Genomic DNA, 20,091 nt, shown 5'->3' on the forward strand with positions numbered 1-20,091 from the left:
ATGACGTTGGCTATCGATTTGAATTGTGATTTGGGCGAGCAATATGGCGTGTATGAGTTGGGGCAGGATGCTGAATTGCTGCCGCTCATTACATCGGCCAATATTGCTTGCGGCTTTCATGCCGGCGATCCGGGAACGATGAGACGTACGGTAAAGCTGGCGCTGAAAAATGACGTTGCCATCGGCGCCCATCCTGGGCTGCCGGACTTAATCGGCTTCGGACGGCGTGAAATGGCGATTTCGCCTGAGGAAGCGTATGATCTGACCGTGTATCAAATTAGCGCACTGAATGGCTTCGTCAAGTCCGAAGGCGGCGTGATGCAGCATGTGAAGCCTCATGGCGCCTTATATAATATGGCGGCTAGACGTGTGGAACTGGCTGAAGCGATTGCTGAGGCGGTGTACAGGGTGAATCCGGAGCTTATATTGTATGGCTTGTCGGGGAGCGAATTGATTCATGCGGGGAAAAAGCGGGGTCTGCGTACAGCGAGCGAGGTATTCGCAGATCGTACCTACCAGCAAGACGGCTCGCTAACACCGCGCAGTCACGCAGGCGCGCTAATAGAGGAGCCAAATGAAGCGCTGAAACAGCTCCTTCAGATGATGAGAGAAGGAGCTGCATGGTCGATGCAGGGCGTGAAGGTTCCGCTTGCTGCGGACACGATATGTGTCCACGGTGATGGCGAGAAGGCGCTCTTGTTCGTCAAGCGAATTCGCGAGCTGCTGGAGTCGGAAGGGATTAACCTTTGTGCGCCGGGCTCCCATCAATCCAAATAATCCACTTCATGGGTTTCTCAATTTATTTTCGTTTCTTTAAATTTTCCATAATTTTGCGGCCTGTCGGCGTTTGGGCGAGACCACCCTGCGCCGTTTCTCTATGCTTGCTCGGCATGGCGCTGCCAACCTCCAGCATGACGTTAATGACTTCATCGGAGGGAATGATGCTGCGGACGCCAGCCATCGCCATATCTGCTGCCGCCAAAGCGGTGACAGCACCAAAGCCGTTGCGTACAATGCAAGGAATTTCTACTAAACCGCCAACGGGATCGCAAATGAGCCCCAGCGAGTTTTTAAGGGCAAGCCCAACCGCGTGAACCGCTTGGTCTGTCGTGCCGCCTCGCAGCTCAACCATAGCTCCGGCAGCCATGCCGATCGCTGAGCCGACCTCGGCTTGACAGCCGCCTTCCGCCCCGGAAATAAAGGAGTTATTCGCAATGACATAGCCAATTGCGCCTGCGCAAAATAAACCTCTAACCATATGCTCGTCGCTCCACCCAAAGCGCTCCTGCGCGCTCACGAATACGCCAGGAATAATGCCGCATGAGCCTGCGGTCGGTGTTGCAATAATCCGGCCCATGGAAGCGTTGACCTCGGAAACGGCGAGGGCATAGGCCATTGCTCTGCTTGCCGGCTCTCCAGAGGAGGGAGCGTTATTGGCGGTGAAGGATTGCACGCGCTGGGCATCGCCCCCGGTAAGCCCGCTCTTGGATCGCGTATTAGCAGTCAGCCCTTTATGCACGGCCTCCTTCATAACTTGGTAATAGTCTGCCATTTGCTTAAAAATATGCTCCTCGGTTTGGCCGGACTCTGCGATTTCTTCCTCAAGCATAATTTGCGATATAGGCTTGGCTTGCTGCTGTCCCGCTGCGGCCAGCTCATGCAAAAACCGATATTTCATGCGGCTCAGCTCCTTAAGGTGAGGTCAATGACAGAGCTTTTGATCATATGGGGCAGCTGCTGGATTTTGAGCTGCGTAGCTGCTGTTATTTTCGTATCAGCTTCAATAACGGTCATCGCTTCGCCATTCCTCGCTTTCCGATCCACATCCATGTAACCTATATTGACGCCATCCTCGCAGAGCACATGTGTGACACCAGAGAGTACGCCGGGGAAATCGCCATGAAGAAGCACAAGCGTCGGAAACTCCCCCGTACACTGAACATCAAATCCATTCATCTCATGAATCATAATATTGCCCCCGCCGATAGATGCGCCGACAATTTCAGCATATCGATCTCCTGCCCATAGCTCGACTCTCGCCGTATTGGGATGTGAAACATGTCCGACTCCCAGGCTGAAGTTGATTTCCACCCCGGATGACCAGGCATCTTTAAGTGAATGGCGGATTCGGGCATCATCTGTATCATAATCAAGCAAGCCTGCAGCGAGTGCGAGATCGGTGCCATGTCCTTGGTAGGTTTCAGCAAAAGAACCGTACAGCTTAATAGCAGCTTTGTTCGGAATCGTACCGAGCAATTGTCTCGCTACGCGGCCAATGCGGACGGCGCCTGCCGTATGCGAGCTGGAGGGACCGACCATGGCAGGTCCGATTATAGAAAATACATTTTTAAAACGCATCGCTTTACCACCGTTCTGATTCTGATCAGTAATTACTGCTACTTAGAGTAACGCAATACTACTTTTCGTGTCAATATATATAACTTGAATGTTCGTTAATTGGATTTTGTGTCATTAAATATAACATTATTACTGCGATGATTCGACTGGTTCGCTGGTGCTGCCGGGTGTCACTGAGCTGCTGACATCTTATAAAGCTTATTCATTTGCCAGCTTGCATATATCTATCGTGTTTCTGAATCTGGTAAGAAAATAAGTTGTGGACGTGGAAAATGCTGTGAGGATTTTTGTTGTAAATACAACAAAAATAGTGTACTATTTTTTTACCTCATTTGAAAAATAATATAACCAAAAAATAAAAAAACTATTTCCTGAAAAAGGAGGCAAAATAAAATGAGTATAAATATAAAAAAATGCACAATTGAAGAGGTAAGATTACTTCAAGAAGTTAGTATTGAAACATTTAAAGAGACATTTAGTCATCAAAACTCGCCTGAAAATATGCAAGCCTACCTGGAAAAAGCATTTAACTTTAATCAATTAGAAAAAGAATTATGTAATAGCTCTTCGGAATTCTTTTTTATTTATTCTAATGAGGAAATTGCCGGGTATTTAAAGCTAAACACCGAGGGTGCTCAAACTGAAATAATAGGCAGCGATTCGCTTGAAATCGAGCGAATTTATATAAGGAAAAAATGCCATAAGCAGGGGCTTGGCAAACATCTAATAAATAAAGCTCTGCATGTAGCGATAGAACGGAACAAAGAGAAGATCTGGCTAGGGGTTTGGGAAAAAAATGAGGGCGCAATTGCCTTCTATAAAAAAATCGGCTTTGTTCAAACAGGAGCCCACTCTTTCTATATGGGTGATGAGGAACAAATAGATTTTATAATGACCAAATCACTTTCATCCCATTTGTCTGAAAGACCATTCAACTGAAGGAAAACAGCACGTACTAAATATAAATACCCTTTCCAAACAAGTGGAAATGCTATTATAATTTTAATAAGAATTAGGCAGATGGCCGGAAGATTTATTTTTCACTCATAAAAAAGGGGGCGTTGGAATGGAATTACAGCGTATTTATTTGGATAGCATTCAATCACAGTTCCACTACTACAAGAAGCTTGCTGAAAAAGCAATGAATCAGGTTGAGCCGGAGCAGCTGTTTGTACAGCCAAAAGAGGATGTGAACAGCATTGGCACGATCGTCAAGCATATGTGCGGCAATATGTTGTCCAGATGGACGGACTTCCTGACTGCAGACGGTGAAAAGGATTGGCGGGATCGCGATGCCGAGTTTGAAAATGACTGGGCGAACAAGGAAGAGCTGCTCGCGAGCTGGGACGAAGCATGGGCTTGTTTTTTTCAAGCGATAGATTCGCTCCAGCCGGAGCAGCTTGGCCAAATTATTTATATTCGCAACGAGGGGCATACCGTTCTGGAGGCGATCAACCGTCAGCTGGCGCATTACCCTTACCATATTGGGCAAATCGTTTACGCTGCAAAAGGGTTGAAGGAAAACGAATGGAATAGCCTGTCTGTGCCAAGAAACGGCTCGAAGCAATACAATGCCGGAAAATTTGCCAAAGAGAAAGCGATCAAGCATTTTACCGATGAGGAACTAAAGCGGTTGAATGGAGATAGAGAAGGGGAAGGTATTTGAGAATTGGTTACACGCTAGTTATAAGCTGCTTGCTGTTCATAAGCGCATGCAGTGGCAGCACGAATACGAATAATGGGAGCATGGAGCCTGAAGCTGATCCTATTTCGGCAAGTGCAGCGCCTAATCCGTTCAGTCAGGATTATACAGTCAGTCAGAATCATGTATTGGATACGAGTCAGGGTGATTCGGAATCGCCAATAGCAACCGCCACGGATGATGGGGCTGAAGCTGCGGACTTTGAATCACTCGTACCAATTGGATGGAAGGTGCTGGAGATTTTTGATGGAGAGCCTGAGCAGGCAGAAGGAGATTTGAACAACGATGGGCTTGTCGACATCGCCGCTGTACTGGAGAAGGAGGACATCTCGCAAGAAGCGCCAGATCGCGCCATTATGGTTGCTTTTGGACAGGAGGATCACACGTACAGGCGGTCTGTTATTGCAGAGCATGCGGTAATGAGCGCTAATGAAGGTGGTATATATGGCGACCCGTTTGAAAGCTTGATTATTGAGAAGGGTGTTCTTGTTCTTCGTCATGTCGGCGGGAGCAACTGGAGATGGTACAATACGTATCGTTTCCGATATCAGGATGAGGCCTGGTATTTGATTGGGGCGACAACGGGCTCGTATTTCACCGGCACTCAGCTGATGGAGGATGCGGATGAAGAAGATTATAATTTGCTGACAGGCGATTATATTAAAAAAACATGGGATGCAGCGGCAGGCAAACGATTGAGCGAGGCGAGCAATCGCGGCCAGAAACCACTTGTTCTTTTGAAGGATTTTGACGTTCGGGCGGGAGAACCGCAATACTAGCCAAATGCTTTATAAAAACCGTCAAAGTTGTGCTTTGACGGTTTTCTTCATGTGCAAAAATCGATGAAAATTTCCGCACACGTTACAAATGCCTATACCGCGCCATGCTTTTTTGCATAGGCTGTTATCATTATTAGTAACGAAGGAGATTAATCCGGATGTCAAAAACCGTCACAAAACCGGAATTAGATGAGCCTTCAGCCGATGATCTCGCCTTATGGTCTGCTGTTATATTAGTGGTTGGCGATCTTTTTGGGCTATTTGCCGTACTGAAAGCGAGAGCGGAGAAAGAGGATACCTCCTGACAAGGACATTAGCAGCATTGCTTTATAAGGATAGGTCTGATGGATAGGATCACCTAATGAGGAGGGTTAACAATGTCTGATGAACAAAAAATAACCTCTAACGATCTGTTTAAAATTTCTGCTTCATTGTCACTGTTCGGTTATGGTCTGGCGTTAGTTGCATTGGAGAAAGCAGATGCGGACGGCGGTAATGAGAAAGCGGTGACCACAGCATTAAATCGCTTGATCCGAAAACGTCCCTAAGCTCTTATCGGGGGAGAGAGAACAGGCGGGCGCAAACAGGAGGAAAAGCCTGTTCACACAGGCTTTTTGTTCGTTATTGGTATCGTCCTTAGGATATTGGAAAAGCTGTACAAAGGACTGAAAATCAAGAGGTGAAGGAAGTGGTTGTTTTTTCTTACTCAAGGCTGAATTTGCTTGCATTTGTGAGCTTCACTCTATTTATTTTTATCGGGCTAACCGTGCAAACCGAATTTATGAGAATCATGGATCAAGAGGTGATCCATTACATTCAATTGCTCGAAGCACCGACATGGACAAGCATCATGAAATTTCTTTCTTTCATTGGTTCAGGCAGTATGGTTGCCCTTCTCTCGGTTCTCATTACGCTGTTTCTACTGTTTGGTTGGAAGAGCCGCAGGGAGACGATCGTGTTTTTAACAGCTGTAATTGGCTCCGCTTTGCTCAACATTGGACTAAAGCTGTTGTTTCATCGCGAAAGACCAAGTCTGCATGTGATTATTACTGAAGCAGGCTATAGCTTTCCGAGCGGGCATTCCATGAGTGCATTTACCTTCTATGGAATCGTTACATACTTATGCTGGCGTCATATTCCGTTAGAGCAGGCGAGGAAATGGCTGCTTGCCTTCAGCTCGATTATGATTGTCAGCATAGGAATCAGCCGAATTTATTTAGGCGTGCATTATCCGAGTGATGTTGTAGGTGCTTATTTGATTAGCTTGGTTTGGCTCATTGTTGTCATTCAGTGCTCGCGATACTTCACTCGTGTAAAAGCAGCTTAAAGCGTCCAAAAAGCACCCAAAAATAATAGGAAGCAGCAGAGCAGACCGCCAAAGGGCTTGGATGATACGTCCAAATGCCACTCGGCGGTCTTCTTTGAAATTTAAGAATTTATCAGTTCACGCTTGCGCCAGGTGGATTTTGTCGGATAAAGGAAGCCGTTGTCGAAGAAAATTCAAATACCAAGTTGACAGATAGGGATTGATATGGTAGTTTTGGTCTAAGGTTTGAACCTTAATGTTTTTCTGTTGATTTGGAGGGGTCAAATGCAGTTCGAAAAAGTATCCGCTAAAAAAGTTAGCGATTTTATTTTGGAGCAGCTAGAGGAAGCGATTATCCTTAAGGATTTTCTAGCGGAGGAGCAGCTGCCAACGGAACGGGAGCTTGCAGCCGTATTCAAGGCTAGCAGGCTTGCGGTTAGGGAAGCATTATCCGACCTTGAAGGCAAAGGGCTAATCGAGAAGCGGATTGGAGCCAAGGGCGGCACATTCGTTCTTCCTTTAACGATAAACTCGCACCAGAGAACACGCGAGGAGGTGCGCGGCGGCTGGGACGATATGCTGAAAGTATTTGAATATCGCTCCATTATAGAGCCGGAAGCGGCTTACCTTGCTGCTAAGCGGATAAGCACGGCAGAGCTCGAACTGCTGCGGGGTTTTATTGAAACGAGCATGGAAGAGGATTGCACGCGTGAAATGTTCCGTTCCTTGGACGTCAAATTTCACTTGTCGATTGCGAAAGCTTCCGGCAACGATTATTTCGAGAAGGCAGTCAGGAAAATTCGCACCAAAATTAATCCTGCACTGGATTTGATGCCCTATAACGAGAACGTCAGACGGACAAGTTATGACAAGCATATGCTGCTGCTCAATGCGCTTCAAGCCGGTAATGGAAACGGCGCGAAAGAAGCGATGAATCAGCATATCGACGAAACCGTACATGCGATTTATGCGCGTGTCGTTGTCGAAGGAGACAGTTAACTGGTCAACCGGCACTGTAGGAGGGTGAACAAATTGAAATTAAATGAGCTTCTTGCTCTTGCAAATCAGCAGAAGGAACAACTAGTAGCATGGCGCAGAGATCTCCATCAATACCCTGAAACTGGATTTGAGGAAGTAAGAACTTCGGGAATCGTCGCCGAGCATTTGCGGCAGCTAGGCTTGGAGGTTCAGACGAATATTGGGAAAACAGGCGTTGTCGCACTGCTTCGCGGCGAAAAGCCTGGTCCCACCATCGCGCTTCGGGCAGATATGGATGCCTTGCCGATCGAGGATTTGAAGAACGTTCCTTATAAATCTAAAATACCGGGAAAAGCACATTTATGCGGCCATGATGCTCATACGAGCATGCTTATGGGCGCGGCCCAGCTGCTAGCAGGCATAGGTAAGCCGGCAAGCGGAAATATCAAATTTGTGTTCCAGCCTGCTGAAGAAGGGCTTGCTGGAGCAAAATCGATGATGGACGACGGTGTGCTGCAAAATCCCGCTGTGGACGTAATGGCAGGGCTTCATGTCTTTCCTGCGCTGCCGACAGGCTCCATTTCAGTTACTAAGGAAGTCGCCTTCGCTTCAGCGGACAGCATAAAGATCAAGGTGATCGGCAAAGGCGGCCACGCTGCCCGTCCTCATGAGGGAGTAGACGCGATTACGGTAGCGGCACAGGTGATATCGGCGCTCCAGCATGTAGCGAGCCGTCTGGTTGATCCGCTTGAGCCGGTGGTCGTGACCATTGGCAAAATCAATGGAGGCTACATGGGAGCAGCGATTGCACCCGAAGTGGAGATGGTCGGCACAGTCAGGACACTGACACCGGCAGTACGAGATCGGATGCCGCAGCTGCTTGAGGACATCATTCGCGGCGTGACCTCATCCTTTGGCGCCGACTACGAATTGAACTACCAGATGGGCTATCCGGTTGTGCAAAACGATGAAGCGATGGTTGATTTTCTTACCTCGACAAGCGAGCAGGTACTCGGCGGAAAAAAATGGATTTATGTAAAGCCGTCGATGGGCGGCGAGGACTTTGCTTTTTATTCAGAGGCTGTGCCTAGCGTATTTTTCCGCTTGGGGGTTGGAAGCGGAGAGGCATATACATCCTACCCGCTGCACCATCCCCAATTTGATTTGGATGAAGCCGCTCTTCCTTACGGCGCTGCAATGCTATCGGCCCTTGCACTTAACTATTTGGCTGATCCGCAAGCGTAAACGGCTGTCGCCGTCCTCTGGCGGTAAAGCTAACGTTTCGCTGTGAAGTATAAGCGGAGTATAAGGGTGAAACTTATACATTCTTATATTTGAACAAACAAACTAAAACGAATTTCAGGAGGCTGTGCGATTTGAAAAGATGGTATGTACAAGGTTTTGCAGCAATAATAGCGGTTATGCTGGTTGTTACAGGATGCGGCAATGCCGCAGAGACGAAAAATGAGACGCAAACGAATGGCGGGACGGCTAGCGCTCCAGCTGGCGCAGACAAAACGACTTTAACGATCGCTAACGCGACGGATATCGAAAGCTTCGATACCCATAACAACAACAATACGATGAGCGAAGCGGTACTCGTCAATGTGTTTGATTATTTGCTGAAAAATGACGACGAGCAAAACAAAGTGCCCGTGCTTGCCACTTCGTGGGAGCAGGTCAATGATACAACATGGAGATTGAAGCTGCGCGAAGGTGTCAAGTTTCACAACGGCGACCCATTCACAGCGGCAGATGTAAAGTTCTCGCTTGAGCGTGTTGCAAAGGATACCACCTTGAAGCAAAATACCTACTACAAGCATATTAAAGAAGTCAATGTTATTGACGATTATACGGTTGATATTATCACTGAAACGCCAGACCCGATTATGCTTAATCGTTTGTCCCGTATGGGAGCTGGCATTTTGCCTTCCAAATATATTGAGGAGAACGGCATGGAAGCTTTCTTGAAGGCTCCGGTAGGCACAGGCCCTTATAAATTTTCCAAATGGACGAAAGATGATCGCATTGAGTTGGTGAAAAATGCCGATTATTTCGGTGGAACACCGAAATGGGAAAATGTTGTTTTCCGCTCCATTCCTGAAGCGTCCACTCGTGTATCCGAGCTGCTGACAGGCGGCGTTGATATTGCTGCTGGCGTTCCGGCAACGGACATTGCCCGTATTGATGGCGTCGATGGCCTGAGTGTAGAACAAGCGAAAATTCAGCGTGTGCTTCATATCATTATGCGCATGACAGAAGGATCGATTACTGCTGATCCAAAGGTTCGCGAGGCGATTGATCTTGCGATCGACAATCAGGTTATTATCGACAGCATCGCTGGCGGCGCAGGCATTCCTACAAGAACGTCGGTTACTCCTGGCAACTTCGGTTCAGATCCGAGCTTGTATGATACGTTTGAGTACGACCAAGAGCGTGCTAGAGCTTTATTGAAAGAAGCTGGTTATGAAAATGGCGCGAAAGTATCGTTCTCAGCTTCCGTCCAATACAAAGAGGTGGCCGAGGTCGTAGCAGCGATGCTTACGGATGTAGGCTTTGAAGTTAATTTGGAAATTTTGGAAGCCAGCAGCTTCAGCGAGAAGCTGAACTCGAAGAAATTCAACGAGCTGTTCCTGCTGGGCGTAGGAAATTCCTTGTTTGATGCCTCGAACAATTATAATCGCTTCAAGAAAGAAAATGCGGCAGGCGAGACGGATTATAACAATCCAGAAGTAGAAGAGCTGCTGCAATCAGCGCTGCAAAACATGGATTTAGCTGACCGTGAGAAGCAATACCAGAAGGTTCAACAGCAATTTACAGTTGACCGCCCTACTATATATTTGTATCAAATGAAAGGCATTTACGGCGTCGGAGCAGGCATCAGCTATACGCCAAGGCTCGATGAAATGTATTATGCGGAAGACATTACGCTAAAATAGCATCAACTATAAAGGGGGGAATAGCGTTCTATTCCCTTCCTTTTGCTTTAAGCTATTACAGGGAGAGGGGCCGTTCAGTGGGCAAATACTTGATTAAATCTTTGCTGCAAATGGTGCCGGTTCTATTTCTCATATCCGCCATCGTTTTTGTGCTTGTGCATGTGACGGGTGACCCGGTCAATCTGATGCTGCCGGAAACGGCAACAGCGGAGGATCGGGCCGTTCTGTCTGAGGCGCTGGGGCTGGATCGGCCTCTATATGTTCAATTCGGCCTATTTCTCTTTAATGCCATCCAGGGAGATTTCGGACATTCCTTCCATTACGGACAATCAGCTTTGCCGCTTGTGCTGGAAAGGCTGCCTGCAAGTTTCCAGCTTGCTGGAGCGGGAATGCTGATTGCCACGCTGATTGCGATTCCACTGGGCATTATATCGGCGCTAAAGCGCAACACTTATTTGGATCTATTCATTTCAGGCTTGTCTGCGCTTGGCAAAGGGATGCCGAATTTCTGGACGGGCATTATGCTGATTTTATTATTTTCGGTCATACTGGGCATTTTTCCGGTTTCCGGCAAGGGCGGGCCGGAGCATCTTGTCCTTCCAGCCATAACGCTTGGAGCCGGCATTGCGGCGCAAATGACGAGGCTCATTCGAGCAAGCATGCTGGAGATTTTGAATCAGGAGTACATTCGTACGGCGAGAAGCAAGGGACTGCTGGAGACGATCGTTATTTTCAAGCATGCGCTGCGCAATGGACTGATTCCCGTCGTTACGATCATGGGCCTGCAATTTACAAGCCTGATCGGCGGGACGCTCGTAACCGAGACCGTGTTCTCATGGCCGGGGCTTGGACAACTGCTCGTGTCGGCCGTCAATACGCATGATATGTCGATTGTACAGGCAGCCGTATTTGTCATTGCGATCATCGTATTGATTGTGAATTTATTAACGGATATTGTATACCGGTATCTGGACCCACGCATTAAATACAGTTAAAGCCAGAGGTGAGGCAGATGTCGTTATTATCCAAATCGCAAGCGGTTGGCTTGCGGGGCAAGCGGCCCGAGGAAACGGAAAGCCGGTGGCGGCAAGGCATAAAGTCGCTTTTGAAAAGCAAGACCGGTACGCTCGGTATTCTGATCGTACTCGCCGTGTGCATCATTGCCATTGGCGCTCCGTTGTTTGCCACCCATGAGCCAGCGAAGATCAGCCCGGCGCAGCGGCTGCTTCCGCCGATGTGGCTGGAGGGCGGCACGCATGAGCATTTTCTGGGGACGGATAATTTGGGCAGAGATATTTGGAGTCGAATTGTTTATGGCTCGCAAGTATCTTTAATCGTCGGCATTGGAGCCGTTATGCTGTCCGGCGCAATCGGAGCGCTTCTGGGCTTGCTTGCAGGCTTTTATGGCAAATGGGTAAATGCCATTATTATGAGGGTTGCCGATGCCTTTATCGCTATTCCATCGATTTTGTTTATGCTCGTTGTACTCGCCGTACTTGGACCGGGACTTGGAACGCTAATCTTCGTTATTGGCGTTACTAACTGGGTCTCCTATGCGCGGGTTGTCCGCGGGGAAGTGCTTAGCGTGAAGGAACGAGATTTTGTAAAAGCTGCGAGAGCATTAGGCGCACGTAATGGGCGGATTATTTTCACCCATATTTTGCCGAATGTACTGTCATCCTTCATCATTATTTCCACGATGAGCGTGGCTACAACGATTATTATGGAAGCGTCACTTAGCTTTCTAGGGCTTGGCATTAAGCCGCCTGCTGTTTCCTGGGGCGGGATGCTGAGCGATGGACGCCAATATTTGGCTACAAGCTGGTGGGTCGCTACTTTTCCGGGGCTTGCCATTACGATTACGGTTCTAGGCGTTATCTTTTTCGGAGATTGGCTTCGCGATATGCTGGACCCTCGCATGAAATCGAAGGAATAAGAAGGGAAATGAGGGAGCAATATGCCGACACCTTTGCTGGAAGTTAAACATTTGCAAACGAGCTTTAAAACGGACAAGGGCGTTATCCCTTCAGTGAACGGCGTTTCCTTCTCCGTCGAAGCGGGGGAAACGCTTGCTATAGTAGGGGAATCAGGCTGTGGAAAAAGCGTTACGTCGCTTTCCATTATGGGTCTTATCGCTTCTCCGGGTACTATAACAGGCGGGGAAATTACATTCCAAGGTCGCGATCTGGTGAAGCTCTCTCGCAAGGAGCTGCGGAAGCTGCGCGGCAACGAAATGTCGATGATTTTTCAAGAGCCGATGACATCGCTTAATCCTGTATTTACAATTGGCAATCAGCTGGCGGAAGTATTCCGCGTCCACCAAGGCACAAGCAAAGCGGAGGCCAAGCAGAAAAGTATAGATATGCTGCAGCGTGTAGGCATAGCTAATGCTTCCAAGCTGGTTCGCCAATTTCCCCATCAGCTGTCGGGAGGAATGCGGCAGCGGGTGATGATTGCGATGGCGCTCGCCTGTGAGCCGAAGCTGCTTATTGCTGATGAGCCGACAACGGCGCTGGATGTGACGATTCAGGCGCAAATTTTAGATTTAATTTCAAAGCTCAGCAGGAAGCAGCAGACGGGCGTTATTTTAATTACGCATGATTTAGGCATTGTTGCGGAAATGGCGGATCGGGTCGTCGTTATGTATGCAGGGGAAGTTGTCGAAGAAGCATCGGTCATCGATCTGTTTGCTGCTCCGAAGCATCCCTATACAGTCGGTCTGCTCGGTTCTTTGCCAAGAATGGATGAGCAGAGGGAGCAGCTAGCGTCTATACCCGGCATGGTACCTAATTTGCTGGACATGCCAAGCGGTTGTCCTTTCCACCCTCGCTGCTCCTATGCAGGCAGCGAATGCATGGTCATTAAACCGGAGCTTGAGCGAGTTGGCAATGGTCATTATGCGAGATGCCTGAAAAGCGAGGAGGTGTCATGATGAACCAGAGCGACTTTAATGCTGCGCCCCTGCTGGAAGTGAAAGATTTGCGAAAGCATTACCCCTTGAAGCGGGGCTTATTTGCCCGAGGCAATGAATATGTCCGCGCAGTAGATGGCCTCAATTTCACGATTAATCAAGGGGAAACGCTGGGCATCGTCGGCGAGTCCGGCTGTGGCAAATCAACAACGGGCGAAATGGTAGCGCAGCTGCTTGAGCCGTCATCTGGCGAGATTTGGTTTGAGGGCAGGCGTCTTACGGGAATGAATGAGCAGGACATCCGACAGGTAAGGCGGGAGCTGCAAATTGTGTTTCAAGATCCATACGCCTCGCTGAATCCAAGAATGACCGTTAAAGATATCGTTGGTGAACCGCTCAAAATTCATGGTCTCGCAAAAGGGCGCGAGCTGCAAAGCGAGGTTGTCCAGCTGCTGGAGACGGTGGGCCTTGGAGCCCATCAGTTGGACCGTTATCCCCATGAGTTCAGCGGCGGACAGCGCCAGCGAATTGGTATTGCAAGAGCGCTCGCGCTTAAGCCGAAGCTGATCGTCTGCGATGAGCCCGTATCGGCGCTGGACGTATCGATTCAAGCGCAAATTTTAAATTTGCTGAAATCGCTGCAGCAGCAGTTTTCGCTCACTTATATTTTCATCGCCCACGGGTTGCCTTCCGTGAAGCATATAAGCGATCGTATTGCGGTCATGTATTTAGGGCGGATTGTGGAGCTTGCTGATCGTGACGACTTGTTTGCGCGGCCAAAGCATCCGTACACGCAGGCTTTGCTGTCGGCCGTACCTGTGCCAGATCCTACGATCCGCAAGGAGCGGATTGTGCTGACTGGCGAACTTCCGAGCGCTGTTAATCCGCCGACTGGCTGTGCCTTTCATCCTCGCTGCCCTTATGTGCAGCCTATATGTAAAATTGAAGCGCCTGCCCTGGAGCCTTCCGGCTCCAGACATATGGCGGCCTGCCATTTTCCGCTTAACTAGATGAAAGCAAAGATCAAGAGGAGGCGCTAATATGCCTGAGCCTAAACGCTTAATCGAGCCTGAGGATTTATATCATTACAGCTGGATCAGCGATCCGTCCATTCATCCGGTGACATCTTCAGTCGCTTATGTGTACAAAGAAATCGATCAGGATAAAAATGATTATAAGACGCATATCCGCGTCGTAACGATAGATGGCCAAGAGGATGCTTCATTAACAGATGGTTCAAAGGATTTCGCCCCGAGCTGGTCACCGGATGGCCTGAAGCTGGGCTTTTTACGGATAAACGAAAACGGCAAGCAGCTGTGGCTGGCAAATGTGAGCGAAGGTACTGCTGCCCAGCTTACTTCGGCAAAGCATGGAGTCGCTGCTTTCGTCTGGTCGCCAGATGGGAGCGCAATCGCCTATACGAGCCGAATAAGCGAGGAAGAGGCGCAGGGAAAGCTCACAAAGGAAGAAATCGTCAAGCAGGAAAGCCGCCGTGGCCGAAGCTACGAGCGGACGATTCCGAAAGCGGAAGGATCAGGCTGGTGGGACGGCAGATACAGCCAGCTGTTTCGGGTTGAGGTAACGAGCGGAGAAGTGACGCAGCTTACGTCAGGCAGGTTTAATGTTTCACAGCCCGTGTGGACGGAGGATGGGAGCAGGCTTGCTTTTTTAAGTAAAAAAATAGATGATCCCAAGCTGGACCCGGATTTAATCGCCTATCAGGATTTGTTTACAGTCAGCGCAGCTGGCGGAGAGCTTTGCCGAATCACGGATGCTTCACTGAGCATCAGCCAGTTCAGCTATTCGCCGGACGGCAGCACGATTGCGCTAATCGCCGAAGACCGCAAATATGGCAGCGGCATTCAAAGCAGCATTTATACAGTGCCAAGTAGCGGTGGAGCTCCTGTCGCATGGCAGGAAACGGATATTCAGGTTGGCAATTATATTTTGAATGACATGCGCACTGCTGCAGTTATGCCTGGCCCGTCGTTTGCTGCTGATGGAACTAGTGTATTTGCGCTAGGTACTTATCAGGGGCAAGCCCAGCTTTACCGGTTCAAGGTTGGGGCAGCACCAGAGGCGGTGTCGCTTGGGGAACGCGACATTTACCAGTTCACGGAAACGGGAGATGCCCGTTATTTTATTGTGCTGTCTATGGATGCTTATGGATCAGGCGAGCTTTACCGTTTGGATCGACTGAGCGGGGAGGAGCTGCGGTTGACGTCATGGAATAAGGCAGCAATGGAGGAGCTGGATATCAGCATGCCGGAGGCGTTCTGGTTCGATTCCACGGATGGCGACCGTATCCAAGGCTGGATGATGCGCCCGCCAGCACTCCCTCAAGGCGGAAAGGCGCCGCTGGTGCTCGTCATTCATGGCGGCCCGCATGCGATGTATGCGCCAACCTATAGCCACGAACTTCAAACACTAGCTTCCGCAGGATATGCGGTTCTTTATGTAAATCCACGCGGCAGCTTCGGTTATGGCCAGCGCTTCGCGCAGAGCTGCCGAGGAGATTTCGGCGGCGGGGACTACCGCAATTTAATGGACGCCGTCGATGCGGCGCTTGAACGCTTTGATTTTATCGATCCTGAGCGCTTGGGTGTCATGGGTGGAAGCTATGGCGGGCTAATGACCAACTGGATCATTTCCCAAAATAACCGTTTCCAAGCGGCTGTGTCACAGCGCTGCATCTCAAATTGGCTTTCCTTCTACGGGACAAGCGATATTGGCATTTCCTACACAGAAGGCATCGTAGGCGGGAACCCATGGGAGCAGCAGGGCTTGCTGCTGGAAAAATCGCCACTTATCTATGCAAGCCAAGTGAAGGCTCCGGTGCTTATTATGCACGGTGAACAGGATTTTCGCTGTCCAGTCGGCCAAGCTGACGAGTGGTACACCGCGCTTAAGCGGTTAGGCAAGCAAACGAAGCTCATTCGCTATCCAGGCTCTAATCACGGCTTCCTCAAAAACGGCAAGCCTTCTTACCGCGTGGAGTCGCTCCATGAAGTGAACGCTTGGCTGGGCAAGCATCTTGCCGCAACTGCTCAAACAGGGGGCGGGCCAGATGAAGCATAAAATGCAATTGCCGCTGCCGATTGCGTTGCTCGTTGAAAACTGCCGGACTAGCGGCGAATCGGATGGGCATATTGCGGCTTGCATACGAACTAAAGATTTCTCCTCCATTATCGATCGAACGGCCGAGCCTTCGATGGCATTCGTAGAGCGGGTCCAGCTTGCGGAGGAGCTGCATATTGATTTGGAGGAAGCTTTACGCAGTGGCTATGAATTCGGTTTTTTGCATTTAAATGGTTTGAAGAAGCTGCTTCGTTTCCGCTTCGGCCTTCAAGCGGAGCGGGATTACAGAAGTGTGGACGATGGAGTGCGGGGTTTTGTACTGGATGAGCACGCAGCAAATGAGCTGCAAGCTCTTATCCATCGGCAGTGGCAGATCGTTCAGTACAGGGAAGCTGATGAAAGCGGGAGACGCTTGTTCTCCGTTCATTTAAAGCAGGAAAATTATTAATAAAGTTGGAGGGAAGGGCAGCTGATGAGCTGCCCTATTTTCTTTGGGACAGGTTAGTCCCTTCCCGCCTCATACAGCTTTTGCGCAAGCATGCGCGGCTCGGTTTTAGCGGTAGAAAAATGATCGCCATGCCCATAAATTAGTCGGAATAAGCCCAGTCTGCTGGACATGTGAGGATGCCAGCCATACATTTGATTAAATTGCGGCATAACGTTATCCACTGTGAAGTACAGATAGCTTCTGGGTGTAGTCAGACTGAAAAATTTTTTGAGATCCAGCTTTTCATATAATGGACCAGCGGGCTCCGGTGTAATTTGGCTGTACACATGTTTGGCAAAACCGAGGCCTGCAAGATTGACGAAGGTTTCTCGAAAAAAGGGAAATGGCAGCATAATTGTATTATCCTTGGAGCTTTCTCTCAGCTGTTGAAAAAAGACCTGGGCAGCCGGCGGAAACTCGTCCGCGACCATTTCCCCGTCATTCAGCACGAAGGCATTGAAAAACACGAGCCGTTTCAGGCGGTCCGGAACAAGCTCCGCCACTTTTTGAACTAAAGAGCCGCCAAAGCTATGTCCCACTAGGACAATTTGCTGTAAATGATGAGCGATAATGAAATCTGCTATCGAGCGCGATAACATCCCGTGGGTCACGGCTTTGTTCGAATCCTTGCCATGTCCGGGATACTCTGGCGTATACACGGTGTGGCCCATTTTGCGCAGCTCAGCAGCTGATTCGTCCCAAAAACTGGAATCCGCCCAAGAACCGTGGATAAGCACGAAGGTAAGCGGCTGCTGTTGTTCGGCCGGTTGTACTTTCATATGCATTGCAGCATGATGAGGCTGGGCTTGCCAGCCATTCATCGGATACGTGCGATAGGGATCGTGATTATAGCTTGCATAAGTAGCGTTCATCTTCATATTCCTCTCAGACTAAGATGCTCCACTATATGCCCAGACGTATAAATAGGTTAATGCCTCGGCAAGACAAGCTGCCTGTGAAAACGAGACTAGCCGGCCTCTCACTTGGCTGGGGCTGCAAGATGGGTATGGATATCGGCGATCATTAGTTTATACTCTTCGCTCGCGACAAGAGTGGCGATATAACGCTCCCATTCCTCAATCGTTGCGGCACCCAAAATCACTTTAATTTTATACATCACGAGCTTATTGTTTAGATCGGCATATTTGCCTTGGCTCCAAAAGCTGTTAAGCTGAGGCAGTGTCGTATCAGCATAAGAGGTTTTACGCCACTCGGCAACGGCTGCTTCATAAGTGCTCCTTACATTGGCAGGCAACGCTGCCACGCTTTGATTGCCTTTCAGCATATCGGTTTGTCCGAACAAGTGATTGATGGCAGAATAGTCAGCGGCACCAAGCTCGGAAATCGCTCCCCATTCGTTTTTCTCCGTCATTTCATAGCCGCGATTCAGCCAGTTCAGCATCAGCGCAGGATCGGTTCTCGTCATGGCGCTTATGATGTACATCCCATTTCCCTCCAGTTTCCAAGGGGCAATCGCTGGGCTTGCTGAAGTAGCCGCAATGCCGGAAAGCGGCACCCACACCGCTTGTCCAGTTGATAGCTGGGCTGCTTCGGTGACGCTCATGGCAGCAAGGCCTGTGAGATTTTCACTCAAGCGGTCTTTCATCTGTTCTTCGGTTCTAACAGCGAATTCTTTGTCCACCAGCCCATCGCGATAAGCGCGGGCGAGCCATTTCAGCGCCTGTGCTTGTTCAGGCGCAGCGGTATGATCAATCAGCTTGCCGTCTTTCATGGAGAAACGATCAGGGCTTCCTGTAAAAGCTTGCTCGACCCAAGACAACGTACCCAGTCCGGCGGCAAAGGTATAGCCCGATAAACCGATAGTATCCTGTTTGCCATTGCCATCCGGATCGTTAAATGTAAATTGCTTTAATACCTCATATAGTTCATCCATCGTTTTGGGCTGGGCCAAATTCAGCTTATCCAGCCAATCCTGCCTAATGGCTGGGAAGGGCGCATCATGCTGATCACCGGGGCGGGCAATGCCATAGGTTTTGCCATTAATGACTCGGCCGCCCCCAGCGTTATTGCCCGCAAGTGCCTTTAACCGCGGAAAAGCTTCCAGCTGCTTCGTCAAATCAAGCGCAAGGCTCTCCAGCAGCTCATCGTTGTACTGGTATGGATCTTCAAGCAGCATGATAGAAGCGGGATCACCCGCAGCGAACAGAACGGTCGTTTTTTCCTTATAAAATTCCGGATCAGCCAATTGCAGTCGCACATCGACATTCATATTTTCCTGCATATATTTAAGCAGTGGCATAGGTGAAGCTACCGTGCCGTCATTTGGCTTGGTCATCACGCTAAATTGCGGGAGAGCATGTGGATCGCTCACAAATGCCGTTCGATTGAAGGCATCCCAGGTGACGCTGAGGCCAGATGCTTCTGCAACGAGCCTCAGTGGCAGCCAGATCATTTTTTTGTCCAGATAAGGAGCTGTTTTCAAATCGCTAATCCGTTTGCCACCCATCTCCATTTCCTTGCGATCAGCCCAAAATACGAGGCCCAGCTTGCTCGGGTGTTCGGCGGTTAACCGCTTCTCAGCAGCATGCCAGGTGAGCTTGTAGCCGTATCCTTCCAGAATGGCTTTGCCGGGAACCATTATGGTTCCTTCTATCATTCGCGGAGGAAGGGGAAGGCTGACAGGCGTATTTTGAAAAGAGACGGAAACTTGCGAGCGCGCCGTATTACTTTCAGAAGCGTTATCGTCCGTCCATGGGCTGGACATGCTGGCAGAAACGTCGGACACAGCGGTGAATGCGGTTACAGTGGCGACTAGCGTCAGGCTAGCAAGCTTGGTTACATGCAAGAAACGTCGTTTCATAAGTGATCCTCACTTTCCGTTTAAATAATTCCAATAATTACTAGACGTAATTTAGGCCAAAAGGTTACCGTTTTATTCAAATAATTGGCCATAAAAGCGGAATAATTCGAATTAGTCGGTTGGAATCCCGTCCAATAAAATTTATAATGGGAAGGGACAAGGCAAGCGCCTCTATACATGTAGGAGGAAATGAATGATGGAAAGAGCGAAGGAGCTGTTTCTTCTGCATTTCGGCAGCTTTATGAGCATGCGCCAGGCAGGCGTTTATGAAGTGTACAAGCAGTTTGAGATTGATAGGGAAGTAGAAATCGAGTGGTATAACGAATGTATAGACAGCTGCACGAAGCAATTATCGATTCGAGATTGGGAGGCGGCTGCATCGCTGCTGGTCATTGTGAAGGTACACAGTGATGAGCGAATTATAAAAAATGTGGCCGTCTTCGTTACGAAGCAATTAATGAGTGCGGACAGCATCGTCAAGCTGATGTACGCCGAGCATATCATTGAAATGATTAAGGCGATGCGCCGAACGATTTCCGATTTCGTCCGCTTTGAGGCTTATGAAGCGGCGCTTCATTTGCTGGAGGATGTTATGAAAAAGCCGCTGGTCGTTGATCCGGGGCATGAGCTGTCCCTTTTTCAGCTGAGAGATAAGAGGTCGCTGAACAATCGCGCGCAAATCAGCATCGATACGATCAAAAACGATGGTTACTGGAAGGAATAACAGCTTTA

The 20,091-nt window shown here is 49.1% G+C and carries 21 protein-coding genes; 17 read left to right on the forward strand and 4 right to left on the reverse strand.

What is annotated here, in order from left to right:
- On the forward strand, positions 1-777 hold the full coding sequence (locus tag ABEW34_RS13825) for a LamB/YcsF family protein (RefSeq protein WP_430159627.1): 777 nt from the start codon (positions 1-3) through the stop codon (positions 775-777).
- Positions 778-799: 22 nt separating this feature from the next.
- On the opposite strand, the gene sdaAA is transcribed toward ABEW34_RS13825, so the two are convergent.
- Both sdaAA and sdaAB read right to left on the reverse strand, forming a co-directional pair.
- Entirely contained in the window at positions 800-1,678 is an 879-nt protein-coding gene (gene sdaAA, locus ABEW34_RS13830) for an L-serine ammonia-lyase, iron-sulfur-dependent, subunit alpha (protein WP_430159629.1), read from the reverse strand.
- Between the two features lie 5 nt (positions 1,679-1,683).
- Positions 1,684-2,358: an L-serine ammonia-lyase, iron-sulfur-dependent subunit beta gene (gene sdaAB / locus ABEW34_RS13835; RefSeq protein ID WP_430159630.1), complete on the reverse strand. Its 675-nt coding sequence runs from the start codon at positions 2,356-2,358 to the stop codon at positions 1,684-1,686.
- A gap of 393 nt (positions 2,359-2,751) precedes the next feature.
- Here sdaAB and ABEW34_RS13840 point away from each other — a divergent pair, with 393 nt between their 5' ends.
- The 15 genes from ABEW34_RS13840 to ABEW34_RS13910 all read left to right on the forward strand — a co-directional run bounded on the left by ABEW34_RS13840 (position 2,752) and on the right by ABEW34_RS13910 (position 16,499).
- Positions 2,752-3,297, forward strand: coding sequence for a GNAT family N-acetyltransferase (locus ABEW34_RS13840; RefSeq protein ID WP_430159631.1), 546 nt, complete (start codon positions 2,752-2,754; stop codon positions 3,295-3,297).
- Between the two features lie 127 nt (positions 3,298-3,424).
- Positions 3,425-4,024: a DUF1572 family protein gene (locus ABEW34_RS13845; protein WP_430159634.1), complete on the forward strand. Its 600-nt coding sequence runs from the start codon at positions 3,425-3,427 to the stop codon at positions 4,022-4,024.
- Positions 4,021-4,839 carry a hypothetical protein gene (locus ABEW34_RS13850; RefSeq protein WP_430159636.1) on the forward strand — a complete coding sequence of 273 codons (819 nt, stop codon included), beginning with the start codon at positions 4,021-4,023 and terminating at the stop codon, positions 4,837-4,839. Before ABEW34_RS13845 ends, ABEW34_RS13850 begins: the two co-directional genes overlap by 4 nt.
- Before the next feature lie 158 nt (positions 4,840-4,997).
- The gene (locus ABEW34_RS13855) at positions 4,998-5,144 is read left to right on the forward strand and encodes a hypothetical protein (RefSeq protein WP_430159637.1); all 147 of its coding nucleotides are present in this window, start codon (positions 4,998-5,000) and stop codon (positions 5,142-5,144) included.
- A 72-nt stretch (positions 5,145-5,216) separates the two neighbouring features.
- The gene (locus ABEW34_RS13860) at positions 5,217-5,387 is read left to right on the forward strand and encodes a hypothetical protein (protein WP_430159639.1); all 171 of its coding nucleotides are present in this window, start codon (positions 5,217-5,219) and stop codon (positions 5,385-5,387) included.
- Between the two features lie 140 nt (positions 5,388-5,527).
- On the forward strand, positions 5,528-6,166 hold the full coding sequence (locus ABEW34_RS13865) for a phosphatase PAP2 family protein (RefSeq protein WP_430159640.1): 639 nt from the start codon (positions 5,528-5,530) through the stop codon (positions 6,164-6,166).
- Between the two features lie 264 nt (positions 6,167-6,430).
- Entirely contained in the window at positions 6,431-7,144 is a 714-nt protein-coding gene (locus tag ABEW34_RS13870; protein WP_430159642.1) for a FadR/GntR family transcriptional regulator, read from the forward strand.
- Positions 7,145-7,177: 33 nt separating this feature from the next.
- Complete coding sequence (locus tag ABEW34_RS13875; protein WP_430159644.1) at positions 7,178-8,368, forward strand: M20 metallopeptidase family protein; 1,191 nt, start codon at positions 7,178-7,180, stop codon at positions 8,366-8,368.
- Positions 8,369-8,544: 176 nt separating this feature from the next.
- The gene (locus ABEW34_RS13880; RefSeq protein WP_430159701.1) at positions 8,545-10,062 is read left to right on the forward strand and encodes an ABC transporter substrate-binding protein; all 1,518 of its coding nucleotides are present in this window, start codon (positions 8,545-8,547) and stop codon (positions 10,060-10,062) included.
- A gap of 77 nt (positions 10,063-10,139) precedes the next feature.
- Positions 10,140-11,057, forward strand: a complete 918-nt coding sequence (locus ABEW34_RS13885) for an ABC transporter permease (protein ID WP_430159647.1) — start codon at positions 10,140-10,142, stop codon at positions 11,055-11,057.
- A gap of 17 nt (positions 11,058-11,074) precedes the next feature.
- Complete coding sequence (locus tag ABEW34_RS13890) at positions 11,075-11,998, forward strand: ABC transporter permease (RefSeq protein ID WP_430159650.1); 924 nt, start codon at positions 11,075-11,077, stop codon at positions 11,996-11,998.
- A gap of 21 nt (positions 11,999-12,019) precedes the next feature.
- Positions 12,020-12,994 carry an ABC transporter ATP-binding protein gene (locus ABEW34_RS13895; protein ID WP_430159653.1) on the forward strand — a complete coding sequence of 325 codons (975 nt, stop codon included), beginning with the start codon at positions 12,020-12,022 and terminating at the stop codon, positions 12,992-12,994.
- Positions 12,994-13,983 (forward strand): ABC transporter ATP-binding protein, encoded by a 990-nt coding sequence (locus ABEW34_RS13900; protein ID WP_430159655.1) that lies wholly within the window; start codon positions 12,994-12,996, stop codon positions 13,981-13,983. Before ABEW34_RS13895 ends, ABEW34_RS13900 begins: the two co-directional genes overlap by 1 nt.
- A gap of 31 nt (positions 13,984-14,014) precedes the next feature.
- Positions 14,015-16,051, forward strand: coding sequence for a S9 family peptidase (locus ABEW34_RS13905; RefSeq protein ID WP_430159657.1), 2,037 nt, complete (start codon positions 14,015-14,017; stop codon positions 16,049-16,051).
- The gene (locus ABEW34_RS13910; RefSeq protein WP_430159660.1) at positions 16,041-16,499 is read left to right on the forward strand and encodes a hypothetical protein; all 459 of its coding nucleotides are present in this window, start codon (positions 16,041-16,043) and stop codon (positions 16,497-16,499) included. The genes ABEW34_RS13905 and ABEW34_RS13910 overlap by 11 nt, the downstream gene beginning before the upstream one ends.
- A 53-nt stretch (positions 16,500-16,552) precedes the next feature.
- Here the strand turns inward: ABEW34_RS13910 and ABEW34_RS13915 are convergent, their stop codons facing one another.
- Together ABEW34_RS13915 and ABEW34_RS13920 are read right to left on the reverse strand one after the other, a co-directional pair.
- On the reverse strand, positions 16,553-17,410 hold the full coding sequence (locus ABEW34_RS13915) for an alpha/beta hydrolase (protein ID WP_430159662.1): 858 nt from the start codon (positions 17,408-17,410) through the stop codon (positions 16,553-16,555).
- 107 nt (positions 17,411-17,517) lie between these two features.
- Complete coding sequence (locus tag ABEW34_RS13920) at positions 17,518-19,359, reverse strand: extracellular solute-binding protein (protein ID WP_430159664.1); 1,842 nt, start codon at positions 19,357-19,359, stop codon at positions 17,518-17,520.
- A gap of 193 nt (positions 19,360-19,552) precedes the next feature.
- Between ABEW34_RS13920 and ABEW34_RS13925 the strand changes: the two genes are divergently transcribed.
- Entirely contained in the window at positions 19,553-20,083 is a 531-nt protein-coding gene (locus ABEW34_RS13925; RefSeq protein ID WP_430159666.1) for a hypothetical protein, read from the forward strand.
- The last annotated feature ends 8 nt before the right edge of the window (positions 20,084-20,091 follow it).

Source organism: Paenibacillus algorifonticola (assembly GCF_050481745.1).
GTDB lineage: Bacteria > Bacillota > Bacilli > Paenibacillales > Paenibacillaceae > Pristimantibacillus > Pristimantibacillus algorifonticola_A.

Bases quoted from the DNA above. Each gene is read 5' to 3' on its own strand.
- ABEW34_RS13825 (WP_430159627.1), top strand. From the start codon at position 1: ATGACGTTGGCTATCGATTTGAATTGTGATTTGGGCGAGCAATATGGC.
- sdaAA (WP_430159629.1), bottom strand. From the start codon at position 1,678: ATGAAATATCGGTTTTTGCATGAGCTGGCCGCAGCGGGACAGCAGCAA.
- sdaAB (WP_430159630.1), bottom strand. From the start codon at position 2,358: ATGCGTTTTAAAAATGTATTTTCTATAATCGGACCTGCCATGGTCGGT.
- ABEW34_RS13840 (WP_430159631.1), top strand. From the start codon at position 2,752: ATGAGTATAAATATAAAAAAATGCACAATTGAAGAGGTAAGATTACTT.
- ABEW34_RS13845 (WP_430159634.1), top strand. From the start codon at position 3,425: ATGGAATTACAGCGTATTTATTTGGATAGCATTCAATCACAGTTCCAC.
- ABEW34_RS13855 (WP_430159637.1), top strand. From the start codon at position 4,998: ATGTCAAAAACCGTCACAAAACCGGAATTAGATGAGCCTTCAGCCGAT.
- ABEW34_RS13860 (WP_430159639.1), top strand. From the start codon at position 5,217: ATGTCTGATGAACAAAAAATAACCTCTAACGATCTGTTTAAAATTTCT.
- ABEW34_RS13870 (WP_430159642.1), top strand. From the start codon at position 6,431: ATGCAGTTCGAAAAAGTATCCGCTAAAAAAGTTAGCGATTTTATTTTG.
- ABEW34_RS13880 (WP_430159701.1), top strand. From the start codon at position 8,545: ATGCTGGTTGTTACAGGATGCGGCAATGCCGCAGAGACGAAAAATGAG.
- ABEW34_RS13890 (WP_430159650.1), top strand. From the start codon at position 11,075: ATGTCGTTATTATCCAAATCGCAAGCGGTTGGCTTGCGGGGCAAGCGG.
- ABEW34_RS13895 (WP_430159653.1), top strand. From the start codon at position 12,020: ATGCCGACACCTTTGCTGGAAGTTAAACATTTGCAAACGAGCTTTAAA.
- ABEW34_RS13900 (WP_430159655.1), top strand. From the start codon at position 12,994: ATGAACCAGAGCGACTTTAATGCTGCGCCCCTGCTGGAAGTGAAAGAT.
- ABEW34_RS13905 (WP_430159657.1), top strand. From the start codon at position 14,015: ATGCCTGAGCCTAAACGCTTAATCGAGCCTGAGGATTTATATCATTAC.
- ABEW34_RS13910 (WP_430159660.1), top strand. From the start codon at position 16,041: ATGAAGCATAAAATGCAATTGCCGCTGCCGATTGCGTTGCTCGTTGAA.
- ABEW34_RS13915 (WP_430159662.1), bottom strand. From the start codon at position 17,410: ATGAACGCTACTTATGCAAGCTATAATCACGATCCCTATCGCACGTAT.
- ABEW34_RS13920 (WP_430159664.1), bottom strand. From the start codon at position 19,359: ATGAAACGACGTTTCTTGCATGTAACCAAGCTTGCTAGCCTGACGCTA.
- ABEW34_RS13925 (WP_430159666.1), top strand. From the start codon at position 19,553: ATGATGGAAAGAGCGAAGGAGCTGTTTCTTCTGCATTTCGGCAGCTTT.